Here is a 16,267-nt window from a genome sequence, read left to right as displayed (position 1 = left end):
TTTCTAAATGACGCAGCTTTCGCATTGATTTGAACCGATTTCTTCTGCGTCTTCAGTGAAGGTCCGAACGTAATAAATCGATTTACAGCCTTTGTAAAAGGCATAGTTTCGTAAGATGTTTAAATCACGAGTAGATTGCTTAGTTTCTGTTTTCCATTCGTATAAACCGCGAGGAATTTCAGAACGCATGAATAAAGTTAAGCTCATTCCTTGGTCAATATGTTGTTGCGCTGTGGCATAGACATCGATAACTTTACGCATATCCATATCGTAAGCAGACATATAATAAGGCAATGTTTCATTATTTAAATATGGTGCTGGGTAATAAATTTTCCCAATTTTCTTTTCTTGACGTTCTTCAATTAAACGAGTGATAGGGTGTAAGCTAGCGCTGGTATCATTGATATAAGAAATCGAACCATTTGGCGCTACAGCTAGACGATTTTGGTGATACAAACCATCTGTTTTAATAGCCTCTCTTAAAGCTGCCCAGTCTTCTGCAGTTGGAACAAAAATATCTTTGAAGATTTCTTTGACTTTATCAGTTTGTGGCATGAATTCACCAGTTATATATTTGTCAAAATAAGAGCCATCAGCATATTTTGATTTTTCAAAATTATAGAAGCTTTGTTTCTTTTCTCTAGCAATTTGATTGCTTTCTACTAAAGTCCAATAATTTAACAGCATGAAATAAATATTGGTGAAATCGATTGATTCTTCAGATCCATAAACCATCAAGTTTTTAGCAAAGAAACTGTGTAAGCCCATCGCACCTAAGCCAATCGTATGATTTAAATGATTGCCGTTTTGAATAGAAGGAACCACATCAATATTTGAAGCATCTGTAACAAAAGTTAACGCTCGAACCATTGATTTAACAGATTTGCCAAAGTCAGGACTTTCCATTAAATTGACAATATTTGTTGAGCCTAAGTTACAAGAAATATCTGTACCTAATGTTTCATATTCTTGACGATCATTAATGGCAGATGGTGTTTGAACTTGTAAAATTTCTGAACATAGATTACTCATGACGATTTTTCCGTCAACCGCATTTGCCCGATTAGCCGTATCGATATTGATGATATAAGGATAGCCAGATTCTTGTTGTAATTTAGAAATTTCGTTTTCCAAGTCACGAGCCCGAACCCGTTTTTTACGAATGTTGGGATTAGCTACCATGTTGTCATATTCTTTTGTGATATCCACATAAGAGTAAGGGACACCGTATTCCTTTTCAACACCATAAGGGCTGAATAAATACATATCTTCATTTTTACGAGCCAATTCGTAAAACTTGTCAGGAACAGTGACACCTAGTGACAGAGTTTTAACCCGAATTTTTTCATCGGCATTTTCTTTTTTAGCCGATAAGAACATCTCAATGTCTGGATGGAAGACATCTAGATAAACCACACCGGCTCCTTGACGTTGGCCTAATTGGTTTGAGTAAGAAAAGCTATCTTCGAATAATTTCATTACTGGAACGACACCACTAGCGGCTCCGTCATAACCTTTAATCGGCGCACCGGCTTCTCGGAGGTTAGACAAATTAATACCAACGCCGCCACCAATTCTTGATAATTGTAAAGCAGAGTTGATTGAGCGACCAATACTATTCATATCATCAGTCATTTGGATTAAGAAACAAGAGACCAATTCTCCACGGCGTTTACGTCCTGCATTTAAAAATGAAGGAGTTGCAGGTTGATAGCGTTGATGAATCATTTCATCAGCTAAATCTAGTGCTAGATTTTCATCCCCGTCTGCAAAGTATAAGGCACTAAAAGCTACACGATCTTCATATGACTCTAGGTATTCGTCGCCATCGTTACTTTTTAAAGCGTACTGAGAATAAAATTTATAGGCTGCCATAAATGATTTAAAGACAAAATTCTGTTCATCTAAAAATGCATATAATTTTTCAATAAAAGCAAGAGAATATTTTTCGATAAATTCTTGTTCTAAATAATCTTCTGAAATTAGGAAATCAAGTTTTTCTTTAATAGAAGAAAACTTGTGGGTATTCGGTTCAACATTCTCTTTAAAGAATGCATCTAAAGCTTCTTTATCTTTATTTAATGGGATTTGTCCGTTAACAGGACGGTTGATTTCATTATTAAGTTTGAAGTAGGTCACATCGCCTAGATTTTTCAGACTCATTTCGTCACTTCTTTCCTATATATAGTAATAAATAAAACTGAGACAAAAATAGTCGCTTTTCATCTCAGTTCGTCATTCATTTAGATTTATTGATTAAGCTAAAGCTTTTAGTTGGTCAGGACGAAAGCCGATAATTGTGTCTGAACCATTAAAAGTAACAGGTACACTTTGGAAACCTTGTTCTTTTAAGAAGTCTAAAGCAGTTGGTTCGCTGTCTATATTAATTTCTTCAAAGCTAATATGATTGTCGTTTAAATAACGTTTTGTCATCTTGCATTGCATACAATTGTTTTTTGAATATACTTTTACCATGGATGTTCCCCCTTTTTTTCTACACTTATCAGTATAAAAGATGTTGGGAAAAAGTCAATCGAAAAACACTATATATAGTGTTTCGTTTTTTGAGATACACAAGGCTTGGTGTTTTTGGAAAAATGATGAAAGCAGATGAATTCAATGGAAAAGCCCTTTCTTTATTTGAAAAACAAAAATTGAATGTTTTTTTTACGAACAAAAAAATTTTAAATAACCTTTCTAAACAAGTTTGAAATAATAAGTCAAATTTACTGCTCAAAAGATTAAGAAAAAGTTATGTTTCATATTGACATTGTTCACAAATCCAGTTAATCTAAGTGAGAAAGATTCTCATTATTAATTGAAAAAGTTAGGCGGAAAAATGATGACTACTTTAGCAGATGTTTCTTTGAATAAAGTTGTGGAAATTGATTCAGTCACATTAGATTCAGATATGAAGCGCCGGATGCAGGATCTCGGAATGGTAATTGGTTCGAAAATTGCCGTTGTGAGTCAGTCTGGGCATAATAGTATTGTCTTGTTACACAATTCTCGTGTGGCAATTGATAAGACTATTTTGAAAAGTATTAATGTGAAAGATATAACAGAAGAAAGAAATCATTGGTCTTCTTTAGATCAATTAAAAATAGGAGAACAAGGGGTTGTCGTAAATGTCCACGGCACCGGTGCAGTGAAACGCCGCTTAATGGATATGGGCTTAACCAAAGGAACGTTGATTAAAATTATTAAACTTGCCCCATTGGGAGATCCGATTGAAATTCGGATTCGTGGGTATGAATTGACTTTGAGAAAATCTGAAGCGGAAATGATTATTATTGCGAAGGAGGAAGCGTGATGGCAAACCTACATGTAGCATTAGCCGGAAATCCCAATAGTGGGAAGACTAGCGCCTTTAATGTATTAACTGGTAATAATCAATTCGTTGGAAACTGGCCGGGTGTCACCGTTGAAAGAAAAGGTGGCGTTTATAAAAAGAATACTGATGTTACGATTGATGATTTGCCGGGTATATACTCTCTTTCACCTTATACACCAGAAGAAGTTGTTGCTAGAGATTACTTATTGTCAGGTGAACCTGATGTCATTTTAAATATTGTCGATGGGACAAATTTAGAACGGAATCTTTATTTAACGACCCAATTAATTGAAACAGGGATTCCAACAGTCGTAGCTGTCAATATGATGGACATTTTGGAAAAAAGTGACAAGCAGATTAATTTAGAAAAATTATCTTATGCTTTAGGTGTACCAGTGATTGGCATATCAGCTTTAAAAAATCGAAATGTTGATAAAGCAGTCAAAGAAGCCATCGCAGCTGCAAAGAATAATGCAGAAATCAATTATCCCCAATATGATAAACGTCTTGAAGCTGCTTTAAATGAGATCGAAACCATTTTAGGTAGCACCGTTGAAGACAAATATGCTCGTTGGTACAGCGTGAAATTATTCGAACGGGATTCACGAGCAAGCCAAGCATTAGATTTGAGCACTATTCAGCAAAAAGAAATCGAAGAAACCATTAATATTACTGAAAAGATTATCGCAGATGATGCTGAATCCATCATTATTAATGAAAGATATAATTTTATTTCGGACTTGAAAACCTTATGTGTTGTTGATGATGACCAGTTTAAATTATCATTATCAGATAAAATTGACCGGATTGTGACGAATCGCTTTTTAGCGTTACCGATTTTTGCTTTAGTTATGTGGTTAATCTATTACATTGCGATTCAAACTGTCGGAGCCATTGGAACTGACTGGGTAAATGATACTTTGTTTGGTGATATCGTACCGAACTTTATCGAAACAACCTTGCAATCTTGGCAAGTAGCTGGTTGGATGCAAGACTTGATTTTAAATGGGATTGTCGCCGGAATTGGCGCAGTACTTGGTTTTTTACCACAATTAATGGTTTTATTTTTCTGTTTGGCATTAATTGAAGATTGTGGCTACATGGCGCGGATTGCTTTTGTAATGGATCGTTTCTTTAGAAAGTTTGGTTTGTCAGGAAAATCATTTATTCCGATGTTAATTGCAACAGGTTGTGGTGTGCCAGGTGTCATGGCGAGTCGGACAATTGAAAATGAAAAAGATCGTAAAATGACTGTTATGCTAACGACATTTATGCCTTGTTCAGCTAAATTGCCAATCATAGCCTTAGTAGCGGGGGCATTTTTCCCAAATAGTTCTTGGGTAGCACCCTCAGCTTATTTTATTGGTATGTCAGCAATCGTTTTATCAGGGATTGCTTTGAAAAAAACACGTTTGTTTGCCGGTGATCCAGCACCTTTCATTATGGAATTGCCAGTTTATCATTTTCCAAGAATCGGTAATACGATTCGTTATACGTATGATCACAGTAAAGCATTTGTTAAAAAAGCAGGAACAATTATTTTTGTCGCTTGTATTTTAATTTGGTTTACTCAGACCCATAATTTTATGTTCCAAGCGGTACCAGAAGATCAAAGTATCTTAGCAGCTTTAGGAAACCTTGTAGCACCAATTTTTGCACCTCTTGGATTTGGTAATTGGAAAGCCGCAGTAGCAGCAATCACAGGACTAATTGCCAAAGAAAATGTCATCGGGACCTTTGGGATTTTATATAATCAACCATCAGTTTCCGAAAACGGCTCTCAGATTTGGGGAGCCTTGCGGGGGTCTTATACGCCAGTTGGGGCATATTCATTCCTAGTATTTAATTTATTGTGTGCACCATGTTTTGCTGCGATGGGGGCCATCCGTCGTGAAATGGCAAATGGTAAATGGTTTGCCGGTGCAATTGCATATCAATGTGGTTTGGCTTATGCAGTGAGTTTCGTTGTTTATCAATTTGGACACGTCTTTTTTGAAGGTGGTTCAATAGGAATTGGATTTATTTTAGCAGCCGTTGTTTTAGCGATTATGCTATACTTTATCTTGAAGAAACCAAATAAATCAAATCGACCAACCGTAACAATTCAACATTTAGATGAGGTGAAAGAATGGCAACTATAATTTTATCTGTTTTAATTTTTGGCGGTGCAGGAGTGATTGTCTATCGCAAAATTAAAAATGGCGCCTCTTGTGAAGACTGCGACTGTGGCTGTCCAGTAAAAGAAGAGCAAAGTAAATAAAAAAAGTAAAATCCTCGGCAATTAGTCGAGGATTTTTTTGCATAAAAAAACTGTATCGCAATCGATACAGTTCATTTAAAATTTAAAATTGGACCATCTTTTGTTCATAAGCACGAATTGCATCTTCATGCTGTAAAGTAATGCTAATATCGTCTAAACCTTTAACTAGTTTATCTTTCCAAGTGGCATCAAAATCAAAGGAGTATTCAGCATTTGGCGTAGTAATTTTTTGTGTAGGTAAGTCAATCTCAATCTTTGTACCAGCAGGTAATTGACTGATGCTGTCACGAATTTCTTTTTCAATTCTAATAGGTAGTAAGCCATTTTTCAAAGCATTCATATAAAAAATATCACTAAAACTACCGGCAATCACGGCTTTAAAACCATAATCCTGCAACGCCCAAGCGGCATGCTCACGGGAAGAACCAGAACCGAAATTCTCATCAGCAACTAAAATGGTCGCCTGTTTATTTTCTGGAAAGTTTAAAGGGAAATCAGGATTGTCACTCCCATCGGCTAAGTAACGCCATTCGTCAAATAAATGAATGCCAAAGCCTTTTTTATCGACTTGTTTTAAAAAGTTTTTGGGAATAATTTGATCGGTATCAATATTATCTTCTCTTAAAGAAACTACGCTACCGCTATATTGTGTGAAAGCTTCCATTTAAACAACCTCCTGTGAAATATTAATAAAATGACCATTGATTGCGGCTGCCGCTGCCATAGCTGGTGAACACAAATGGGTCCGAGCATCTTTTCCTTGTCGTCCCTTGAAATTACGATTAGACGTTGAAGCACAATGGACGCCAGCTGGCACGCGATCAGGATTCATACCCAAGCACATTGAGCAACCAGGCTCGCGCCATTCAAAACCAGCTGCTTTAAAAACTTGATCCAAACCGATGGCTTCGGCCGCTTTTCGAACGGGACGTGAGCCCGGCACAACAATTGCGGTCACCTGATCAGCTACTTTTTTACCTTCAATTATTTTAGCGGCTTCTTTTAAATCAGAAAGTCGACCATTGGTGCAAGAACCAATAAAAACATATCCAATTGGAATATCAGCTGGCTTTTGACCAGGTTGCAAGTCCATATATTCATAAGCCTTAATAAATTCATCAGAGTCAGCAGCTGGAAACTGTTCATCATAAGCAACACCCATTTCAGGATTTGTGCCCCAAGTAACAAAAGGAGAGAGTTGGCTAACATCTAAAGTAAGTACGGTATCATATTGAGCATCTTCATCAGTAAAAAGCTCCTGCCAATTTTCACTGGCTGCTTGCATATCTTTAGGAGCATAAGTCCGGTCAGCAACGTAATCAAAAGTTGTTTGATCAGGTTTCATAATACCAATTTTAGCGCCGCCTTCAATCGCCATATTACAAATCGTCATGCGTTCTTCCATCGACAAGTTTTCAATTGTATCCCCGAAAAACTCTGCGCCGTAACCAACGCCAAAATTCGTACCATACTTTGCGATTAAAGCCAGAATAATATCTTTAGCGTAAACACCTTTAGGAAGCTCCCCGGTAATCTTAATACCCATATTTTTAGGCTTACTTTGCCAAATGGTTTGAGTGGCAAAAACATGCTCCACTTCACTTGTTCCAATCCCAAAAGCTAAAGCACCAAAAGCACCATGAGTTGCGGTATGAGAATCGCCACAGACGATGGTTTTTCCAGGCTGAGTCAAACCAGTTTCTGGTCCTACCATATGAACAATCCCTTGATTTTCAGTGCCATTATCACAAAGCTCAACGCCAAATTCCTGACAATTGTCTCTTAAAGTATCAATTTGTTTTTTTGCGACTAAATCACTGAAATTAAAAATATCAACCGTCGGTGTATTATGATCCATTGTTGCAAAAGTTCTTTCAGGATGGCGCAGTGTGCGTCCAGCTTCGCGAATACCAGCAAAAGCTTGAGGTGATGTAACCTCATGGATCAGATGCAAATCAATATATAAAAGTTGTGGCGAACCCGCCTCACCATAAACCACATGACGGTCCCAAAGCTTATCAAAAAGTGTTTTTCCCATAATTATCTTCCCTTCAATTCAGTAATCACTGCATTTGTAAATTCGGTTGTTGTGGCACTGCCTTTTAAGTCTTTGGTGGCAATCCCTTTTTTTAATACATTGTCGCAAGCAGTTTCGATTTTTTCAGCTAACTGATTTTCGTTAAATGATTGACGAAGCATCATTGCTACCGATAAGATCATCGACAACGGGTTGGCAATATCTTGACCAGCGATATCAGGTGCAGATCCGTGGATGGGCTCGTATAAAGAAGGGCCGTTTAAACTGTCGGAAGCACTGGCTAACACACCTAAAGAGCCTGGTAAAACAGAAGCCTCATCACTTAAAATATCTCCAAATAAATTTTCAGTAACAACAACGTCAAAGTGGGTAGGTTGTTGGATGATTTTCATTGCTGCTGAATCAACATATTGATGCTCTAAAGTACAATCGGGAAATTCCTTCGCGATTTCTTCGGCTGTTTTACGCCATAGCTTACTAGTGGCTAAGACATTGGCTTTATCCACCGAGGTGACTAATTTTCTTCTTTGTTGTGCTAAACGAAAAGCTTGACGCAAGATATTTTCGATTTCAAATTTTTGATAAGTATTGGTATCTAATGCATTCTCAGCATTTAATTCTTGTGGTTCGCCAAAATAAATACCGCCAGTTAATTCTCGAACGATGACAAAATCAGTGCCGTGAATGATGTCTGATTTAATCGGTGAAAAATCGATTAAACTATCGGTTACTTTTATCGGTCGAATGTTAGCAAATAATTGTAGCTGTTTTCGTAAAGCCAACAATCCTTTTTCTGGTGTTTCATTTGCGTTATCCCATTTCGGACCACCAATTGCTCCTAATAATATGGCGTCAGCATTTTGACAAGCTTCGATTGTTTCTGCAGGTAGTGGAGAACCGCTGTGGTCGATAGCCGCGCCACCAAAAAATTGTTCTTCAATTTGATAATCTGGTTTGACGGTTGCTAAAATGGCTAGTCCACTTTTCATTATTTCTGGTCCAATGCCGTCTCCAGCTAATACGGTAATTTTTTTTGACATTTGAGCACTCCTTAAATATTTTTAGTAAAAACTTGATTGCTAGCAGCGACATAAGCTTTTGCCGAGGCTTGTAACACATCAAAATCAATGCCGACACCACGATAAGTTTGCTGATTTTTTTCATCTGTCAGCAAGACTCGCACTTCAGCTTGGGCATCTTCACCAGCAGTGATGGCTTGAATTTCATATTCAGTTAAGGAAACATCTTGGTCAAAAATCTCATCGATGGCATTGTAGATAGCTTGGATACTACCAGAGCCGATGGTTGAAGCCACTTTGGTTTGATCATTCGAATCGGTAATTGAGACAATAGCTCCTTGGAAACCGTTAGAGCTGTATTGCACTTGAACAGAAGATAATTTACATTGTTCGGTTTCTTCTCGATGTTGATCTGTTAGTAAAGCAATCAAATCATCATCAGTAATTTGTTTTTTCTTGTCGGCTAGAGACTTGAAGCGAGCAAATGCCGTTTTTAATTCATCATCAGATAGTTGATAACCAAGCTCTGCTAATTTTGCTACAAAGGCATGACGACCAGAAAGTTTTCCTAGAGGCAGAGAATTTTTATTTACCCCGACTAAAGATGGCGTGATGATTTCATACGTTTCAGGATTCTTTAAAACACCATCTTGGTGAATACCAGATTCATGAGCATAAGCATTTTCACCGATAATGGCCTTATTTTTTGGTACAGGAATACTTGATAGGCGAGCGACCAAATCACTTGTCCGTTTGGTTTCGGCTAATTCAATTTGGCTATTTGCTTGATAAAAGTCATTCCGAATATATAAAGCCAAGGCAACTTCTTCTAGAGCAGTATTTCCTGCTCGTTCACCAATACCGTTGACGGTACCTTCCACGCGATTCGCGCCATTTTCGATAGCTGCTAGAGCATTTGCTGTTGCCATACCCAAATCATCGTGACAATGAGAAGAAAAAATAATTTCCTGCTCACTTTGAATATTATCAATTAGAAATTTGAAAAGTGCGCCGTACTCTGTTGGATTAGAGTAACCGACAGTATCTGGTACGTTAATAATAGTTGCACCAGCATCAATGGCTGTTTGAACAGCTTTTAAAAGAAAACTTTTTTCAGTTCGGCTGGCATCTTCTGGTGAAAATTGAACCTTTTCAAATAAGTTGCGGGCATAACTGACATGCTCTTTGATTGATGCTAAAACTTCAGTTTCTGTCATTTTCAATTTATATTTCATATGCACGTCACTGGTAGCCAAAAAGATATGAATTTGTGGATGGACCGCATCTTGCAACGCTTCATATGCACGATCAATATCTTTTTTCTGACAGCGCGCCAGACCAGCCACAGTCATTTTTTTAACATTACGGGCAATATTTTGCACTGCTTCAAAATCGCCATCAGAAGCAATTGGGAAGCCTGCCTCAATTACATCAATACCCCATTTTTCTAATTGCTGGGCAATTTGAATTTTTTCTTTTGTGTTGAAATTTACACCAGGTGTTTGCTCACCATCTCTTAATGTTGTGTCAAAAAATTGAATTTTTCTCATAATAACCGCTCCTCTTTTTAAATTTGGGTATAAAAAAAGCATCCCAGTTAAGAAGAACCATTTTCTCCTTAGCTGCAATGCGAATAGGGACTCTTTTAGAAAACTAAAAAAAGAGTCCCTGTTATAATAATAAAGTTGTGTTATTTTGGTTATTTATCGTCATCATAATTTTTCACCTAAAATTGTCAGAATTTTTGTTTAATTGCTTGTTAAAAGAATAAACAAAGGAGCAACCAATGTCAACCTAAAATTTAAAAAAAGATGAGAAAAAGATGAAAATATTTTTTTACTTTGGGGGAAAAGCTTTCTTCAATAGATTTTTTTACAGATAGTTTGAGGCAAAAGAGCAAAGCTAATTTAAGGCTTTGCTCTTATTATATGTTTCGAAAACCGTCAGTTTGCTTCGGTGGATTTTATTGCACATGAGGAAATCCAATTAGCAATCTATTGAGGAGAGTTTAGAGATATATCAATAAATACCTCATTAGGTTGCTTTAAGCTTAATGTAAGAAATTTTGTATGTTTGGAAAAAAGTGTTTCAGTATAAAGAAAAAATCAGTATCTTCTAAGGCATTGAATTGACCAATTGTATCTTAGAAAAAAATTACCACAATCAAAGTGGAAAATTATGAATTTATTGAGTTTTGAAAACGATTTATAGTAAGAGTGTAAAAAGAAAAGAGGAGGAACTTAGATGGCAGAAACTGTACAGGTAAGTACTGAGCTGGAATCAATGGCGATTATCTTACATGCTGGCAATGCAAAAAGCAGTTCTTATGAAGCTTTAATGGCTGCTAAAAAAAGTGAGTTTGATTTGTTCGATGAAAAGTATACTGAGGCAAAGCAAGAAATAAGATTGGCACATAAAGCCCATGCTGAGCTATTGCGAAAATTATCATCATCGAATCAAATGAAAGAAGTTGATTTACTTTTAGTTCATGCTGAAGGTCATTTATCTTCAACAGATATTGCAGTAGACCTGATTGGTGAATTTGGTGAGTTGTATAAATGGAAGGAGACTATTGATGGATAAAAACTTTTTATGGGGAGGAGCAACAGCCTCTTATCAATGTGAAGGCGCTTGGGATGTAGATGAGAAAGCACCTTCAATGTGGGATGTTTACCTGCATGAAAATAATTTGGAAAATGGTGATGTAGCTAGTGATCATTATCATCATTATGAAGAAGATATTCGTATGATGGCCGAAGGAGGGCAAAATTCTTATCGCTTTTCACTGTCTTGGCCACGAATAATTAAAAATAAAAACGGTGATGTGAATCAAAAAGGCTTAGATTTTTATCATGGTATTTTGGATGCTTGTGAGAAGTATGGGATTGAACCATTTGTAACCTTATATCATTGGGATTTACCACAGTATTGGGAAGAAACTGGTGGTTGGTTAAATCACGAAGTATGTGGGGCTTTTGAACATTATGCAAAAGTTTGTTATGAAGCATTTGGTGATAAGATTCGTAACTGGACAACCTTTAATGAACCAAAATGGTTTGTGGTGAATGGTTATATGATTGGTAACTATCCTCCAGGCTTGCAAGATCCTCAGAAAACAATGATTGCCGCTTATAATGTGATGTATGCGAGTGCGTTAGGAGTTAGGGTTTTTAGAGCAGGAAATTATCCAGGACAGATTGGTATCGTTCATAGCTATACACCTGTAAATGGTGTTGATGATAGCATTGAAACTAAAATTGCCATGCGTTATGCCGACAATTACTGTAATAACTGGATTTTAGATACAGCTGCTTTAGGTGAATTTCCAATTGACTTGATTTCAGTTTTAGCAAAAGACTATGACATTAGTTTTATTAGCACGAAAGAACTTGAAATTATTAAAGAAAATACGGTCGATTTTATCGGTTTAAATTATTACTCTAGAACTCTGGTTAAACCTTATACCGGAGGAGAAACCCAACTATCTTTTAACCACACTGGGAAAAAAGGCGAGTCCAAAGTATTAATCAAAAACTGGTTCGAACAAGTGAAAGATCCAAATAATGAAACGACTGAATGGGATACTGAGATTTATCCTAAAGGTCTGGAAGACGGTTTAATTGAAGCTTACCAACGTTATCATTTACCAATTTATGTTACAGAAAACGGTGTTGGCGTTCGTGAAGATGTAACTGTCGATGAAGTGAAGGATGAATATCGTATTTCCTTTATGAACGATCATATCAATGCCATTATGAATGCTCAAGATGCTGGTTGTGATATTCGTGGATATTATGCTTGGTCATCGTTTGATTTGTATTCTTGGAAGAATGGTTGTGAAAAACGCTATGGCTTAGTTGCTGTAGATTTTGAAAATGGTCAGACAAGAGCACCAAAAGCTTCTTATCATTGGTTCAAAGATGTAATTGCAAGTCAAGGTGAACTCATAAAACGACGAAATTTCAATTAAAAGGAGCAGATTAAATATGAAGAATATAATGTTAGTTTGTAACGCTGGGATGTCTACAGGAATATTGGCTAAAAAAATTGAGGCCGCTTCAAATAATACGCTAAAAGTAAGTGCGTACAGTGAATCTGAATACAGTGATTATTTAGAGGGTATCGATTTAGTACTGATTGGTCCTCAAATCCGCTTTTTATTGCCACAAATTGAAGAACAGGTAACTGTTCCGGTACAGGCAATTTCTCCAATGAAATACGGCATAATGGACGGTAAAGGCGTTTATGAGGATATCAAAAAAATAGTAGGAGGATAAGGTTATGAATTTCAGTGTTATAAGCGAAAAAATGGACCGCTATATTTCACCTTTTGCAAATAAATTAAGTCAGCAAAGACATTTGAAAGCAACCCGTGATGCGTTTATGTCTATGTTGCCACTAACCTTATTTGGTTCAATTCCTCTGATTTTAGGGGCAGCACCCGTCACTGAAGATACAACCAACAGATTTATTTTAGCTTGGGCGAGCTTTGCTGAAAAAAATAGTTTGATATTAAACTGGGTAAGTAGTATTACTTTGAGTGCGATGTCACTGTATATTTGTATCGGGATTACTTATTATTTGTGCCGTCATTATAAAGAAGATATTTTACGGCCCATGATGTTTTCAATCGCTGGATTTCTTATGTTGGTATTGGACCCGCAAAGTTTAGGCTGGGATGGAAAAATTGTAGAAATTAGTTTTTTAGATGGTCGTGGCATATTACTTTCGATATTTGTAGCGATTTTAACGGTTGAAGGTTACCATTGGATGCGTGAGAAAAATATTGGTCGCATTAAAATGCCTGAGAGTGTTCCTGCTTCTTTATCAGAAACATTTGCCGCATTAGTGCCAGGGATTGTTTTACTGACAGTCTTTACGATTATTTTTATTATTTTCCATAGTTTAGATACAACTGCTGTGAAATTTTTATACGATGTTATGGCACCAAGCTTTAGAGCTGCCGATAGTTTGCCTTTTACTATTTTAATTATCTTTTTGGTACATTTATTCTGGTTTTTTGGTATTCACGATGCTGCTTTGGCAGGAATTTTAGGCCCAATTCGTGATGGTAATTTGTCCATAAACGCTGCTGAACAAATGGCAGGACAAGATTTATCACACATCTTCACTACACCGTTTTGGACTTATTTCGTGATTATTGGTGGCTCTGGTTCTGTCTTGGCTTTATCATTCTTAATGATGCGTTCCAAATCAAAACAATTGAGTACAGTCGGGAAAGTTGGTTTTTTACCTTCCATCTTCGGAATTTCAGAACCAATTATTTTTGGTACACCACTTATGTTAAATCCGATTTTCTTCTTTCCATTTATCTTTACCTCAGTGTTTAACGGTATAGTAACGTATTTATGCATGTCATGGGGAATTGTTGGTAAAACATTTGCAGTCTTTTCTTGGCAAATGCCAGCACCAATTGGAGCATTTCTTTCGACCATGGACTGGAGATCGGTAGTTTTAATCTTTGCTTTAATCTTTATTAACGGTCTAATGTATCTGCCATTCTTAAAAGTATACGAAAAAGATTTAATGAAACTAGAAAGAGAAGCAGAGCAGGAAGAATCATCAAAGAATGCTCAGATAATAGAAAATTCTGCTATTGAAAACTAAGAAAATAGGTGAATAAGGTTAGTTTACTCTAACCTTATTCGTGGTTTTAAAAGTTAACAAATAAATTTTCATTGGCTTGGACTGAAATGCTATAATTTGGAATAGACCAAAGATTCAGGAGGCAATTATGTGATAACAAAAAGACAAAATGAGTTGATCAAGGCTCTCAAAAATAGTCCAGTTTTAGTGACTGCAAGTAGTCTCTCTAGAAGCTTAGGGGTATCGTCTAAAACAATTAGAAACGATATTACAAAAATAAATACAGCCTTTCAATCACCAGTCATCGAATCTAAAGCGGGAGCGGGCTATTTTATTTGTGATCCACAAAATTTTTTAAAGGACGTAGATAGTACCCTCGAAACAGAAAATCTGCGTTTTGAACTATTAAATCGTATTTTAGAAAGAGAAGCTATTAATTTTTATGATTTGGCAGATGCATTTTTTATTAGTGAGTCGACGCTTAGTAGAATTATCCAAGAATTAAACCAAGTAATTGCGGAAAAAGATGAGTCGTTATGTATCGTTCGTCGACAGAATCAATTGCTAGTAGAAGGTGAAGAGGAACAAAAACGCGCAATTTTTAATCTATTTTTGAATCAAGAAATTAAAACTCATAAATTAAGTTTAGATAAATACAGTGACTATTTCGAATACTGCGACTTAACTGTTCTTTCTAATTTGGTGATTGATCATCATAATGAAATAGATTTTTATATGAATGATTTTTCGATGATTTCTTTCATCATTCATGTGGCGGTGTTAATTGAACGTGTAAGTCAAGGTAGTTATATTGAAACTTTACAGGTAAAAAAAATTGATAAAAAAAGCCAGCAACTGGCTCAGCAGTTTATTGTAAAGCTAGAAAACAGTTTAGGAATTATTATTCCAGAAAAAGAACTACATTACGTAGCCAGACTTTATTCAGGAAAATTTGTTATGATGGATGAATTGGCAGAAGAGGGTTTTCTTTCATTAACAGATCGCCTCATTCAAATTATTGATGAAAATTTTATGATTGACTTTTCTGCAGATGAACGGATGAAAGATTATTTATCAACGCATTTGTCAGCCTTGTATCGACGAGCGGTTAAAAAGCAATATCTAAGTAACCCTTTGACAGACGAATTAAAGAACAAATATCCCTTTATTTATAATGTCAGTGTACTGGCAGCTGACGCTATTCAAAAGGAATTAAATATCACATTTCCAGATGATGAAATTGCTTATATTGCTTTGCATTTTTTATCAGCCTCGGAAACCATGAGTCATGGCAAACTAAAGAGAATTTTACTAGTATCTCCTTATGGAGTCGCTAGCAGGAGGTTAGTTCACAATAAGTTACGGAAGTTAAATTTTACAATAGATTTAATAGAAGCGACGACTGTTTTTGATGTTCAAAATTATTTAGATAACGAGCTCGATTTGATAATTACAACAGAAAATGTAACAGTATCTTCTAACATTCCTGTCTACTTTTACTCAGCAATTTTTGATGATTCAGATGTTTCAAGGGTAGAAACTATTTTAAAAGAACAAGATGAATCCAAAGAAATTATTCATCAGTTTTTTAAAGAAGAACTATTCTTTACCAATCAAAATTTCAATAATCGAGAAGAAGTGATTACTTTTTTATGCCAACAACTAGCTGAGCATGGTTATTGTGAACCGAATTATGTGGAAATGGTGTTGGATCGGGAACAACTTTCTTGTACTTCTTATGAAAATTATTATGCGATTCCCCATGCGATTCAGCGAACAGCGCTACGAAATGCTGTTGCTGTCTGTTGTTTAGAAAAACCTATCAGATGGGGTGGTAATCGGGTGCGCCTGGTTTTGCTTCTGGCAATGAAAAAAGAACGTGATCATGCCTTTGAAGAACTTTTTGGTTTTTTGGTCAAGATTTTAGATGAAGGAAGTTTTGTAAAAAAACTATCCAAACAAACTAATTTTTATGATTTTATAGAACTATGTAAATAAAATAAAAAAAG

14 protein-coding genes are annotated in these 16,267 nt (G+C 36.1%); 8 read left to right on the top strand and 6 right to left on the bottom strand.

Annotated elements, in window-relative coordinates:
- Window positions 1–3: 3 nt before the first annotated feature.
- Window positions 4–2,163: a class 1b ribonucleoside-diphosphate reductase subunit alpha gene (nrdE, locus tag ID741_RS00480; RefSeq protein ID WP_438718715.1), complete on the bottom strand. Its 2,160-nt coding sequence runs from the start codon at window positions 2,161–2,163 to the stop codon at window positions 4–6.
- A 93-nt stretch (window positions 2,164–2,256) separates the two neighbouring features.
- The gene (gene nrdH / locus ID741_RS00475) at window positions 2,257–2,475 is read right to left on the bottom strand and encodes a glutaredoxin-like protein NrdH (protein ID WP_218324434.1); all 219 of its coding nucleotides are present in this window, start codon (window positions 2,473–2,475) and stop codon (window positions 2,257–2,259) included.
- Window positions 2,476–2,842: 367 nt separating this feature from the next.
- Here nrdH and ID741_RS00470 point away from each other — a divergent pair, with 367 nt between their 5' ends.
- From ID741_RS00470 to ID741_RS00460, 3 genes are read left to right on the top strand one after another with little or no spacing between them, the layout of a single operon-like run.
- Window positions 2,843–3,313 (top strand): FeoA family protein, encoded by a 471-nt coding sequence (locus ID741_RS00470; RefSeq protein WP_218324435.1) that lies wholly within the window; start codon window positions 2,843–2,845, stop codon window positions 3,311–3,313.
- Window positions 3,313–5,475: a ferrous iron transport protein B gene (feoB, locus tag ID741_RS00465; protein ID WP_438718714.1), complete on the top strand. Its 2,163-nt coding sequence runs from the start codon at window positions 3,313–3,315 to the stop codon at window positions 5,473–5,475. The genes ID741_RS00470 and feoB overlap by 1 nt, the downstream gene beginning before the upstream one ends.
- Window positions 5,463–5,594, top strand: a complete 132-nt coding sequence (locus ID741_RS00460) for a FeoB-associated Cys-rich membrane protein (RefSeq protein WP_218324437.1) — start codon at window positions 5,463–5,465, stop codon at window positions 5,592–5,594. Before feoB ends, ID741_RS00460 begins: the two co-directional genes overlap by 13 nt.
- A gap of 82 nt (window positions 5,595–5,676) precedes the next feature.
- On the opposite strand, the gene leuD is transcribed toward ID741_RS00460, so the two are convergent.
- The 4 genes from leuD to ID741_RS00440 are packed head-to-tail and all read right to left on the bottom strand — an operon-like array spanning window position 5,677 to window position 10,201.
- Window positions 5,677–6,258, bottom strand: coding sequence for a 3-isopropylmalate dehydratase small subunit (leuD, locus tag ID741_RS00455; RefSeq protein WP_438718713.1), 582 nt, complete (start codon window positions 6,256–6,258; stop codon window positions 5,677–5,679).
- Window positions 6,259–7,632, bottom strand: coding sequence for a 3-isopropylmalate dehydratase large subunit (gene leuC / locus ID741_RS00450; protein ID WP_438718712.1), 1,374 nt, complete (start codon window positions 7,630–7,632; stop codon window positions 6,259–6,261).
- 2 nt (window positions 7,633–7,634) lie between these two features.
- Window positions 7,635–8,672, bottom strand: coding sequence for a 3-isopropylmalate dehydrogenase (leuB, locus tag ID741_RS00445; RefSeq protein WP_438718711.1), 1,038 nt, complete (start codon window positions 8,670–8,672; stop codon window positions 7,635–7,637).
- Between the two features lie 11 nt (window positions 8,673–8,683).
- A complete protein-coding gene (locus tag ID741_RS00440; protein WP_218324441.1) occupies window positions 8,684–10,201 on the bottom strand; it encodes a 2-isopropylmalate synthase in 1,518 nt (505 codons plus the stop codon).
- A gap of 694 nt (window positions 10,202–10,895) precedes the next feature.
- On the opposite strand from ID741_RS00440, the gene ID741_RS00435 reads away from it, so the two are divergent.
- From ID741_RS00435 to ID741_RS00415, 5 genes are all read left to right on the top strand, one after another.
- Entirely contained in the window at window positions 10,896–11,234 is a 339-nt protein-coding gene (locus ID741_RS00435; protein WP_218324442.1) for a PTS lactose/cellobiose transporter subunit IIA, read from the top strand.
- Window positions 11,227–12,621 (top strand): glycoside hydrolase family 1 protein, encoded by a 1,395-nt coding sequence (locus ID741_RS00430; protein WP_218324443.1) that lies wholly within the window; start codon window positions 11,227–11,229, stop codon window positions 12,619–12,621. Before ID741_RS00435 ends, ID741_RS00430 begins: the two co-directional genes overlap by 8 nt.
- Before the next feature lie 16 nt (window positions 12,622–12,637).
- Complete coding sequence (locus tag ID741_RS00425; RefSeq protein WP_218324444.1) at window positions 12,638–12,928, top strand: PTS sugar transporter subunit IIB; 291 nt, start codon at window positions 12,638–12,640, stop codon at window positions 12,926–12,928.
- 4 nt (window positions 12,929–12,932) lie between these two features.
- Complete coding sequence (locus ID741_RS00420; protein WP_438718710.1) at window positions 12,933–14,279, top strand: PTS sugar transporter subunit IIC; 1,347 nt, start codon at window positions 12,933–12,935, stop codon at window positions 14,277–14,279.
- Window positions 14,280–14,408: 129 nt separating this feature from the next.
- Complete coding sequence (locus ID741_RS00415; protein WP_438718709.1) at window positions 14,409–16,256, top strand: BglG family transcription antiterminator; 1,848 nt, start codon at window positions 14,409–14,411, stop codon at window positions 16,254–16,256.
- The last annotated feature ends 11 nt before the right edge of the window (window positions 16,257–16,267 follow it).

This window comes from Enterococcus sp. AZ103, from assembly GCF_051714685.1.
Classification (GTDB): domain Bacteria; phylum Bacillota; class Bacilli; order Lactobacillales; family Enterococcaceae; genus Enterococcus_A; species Enterococcus_A alishanensis.
This window is presented reverse-complemented; position numbering and strand designations above follow the sequence as displayed.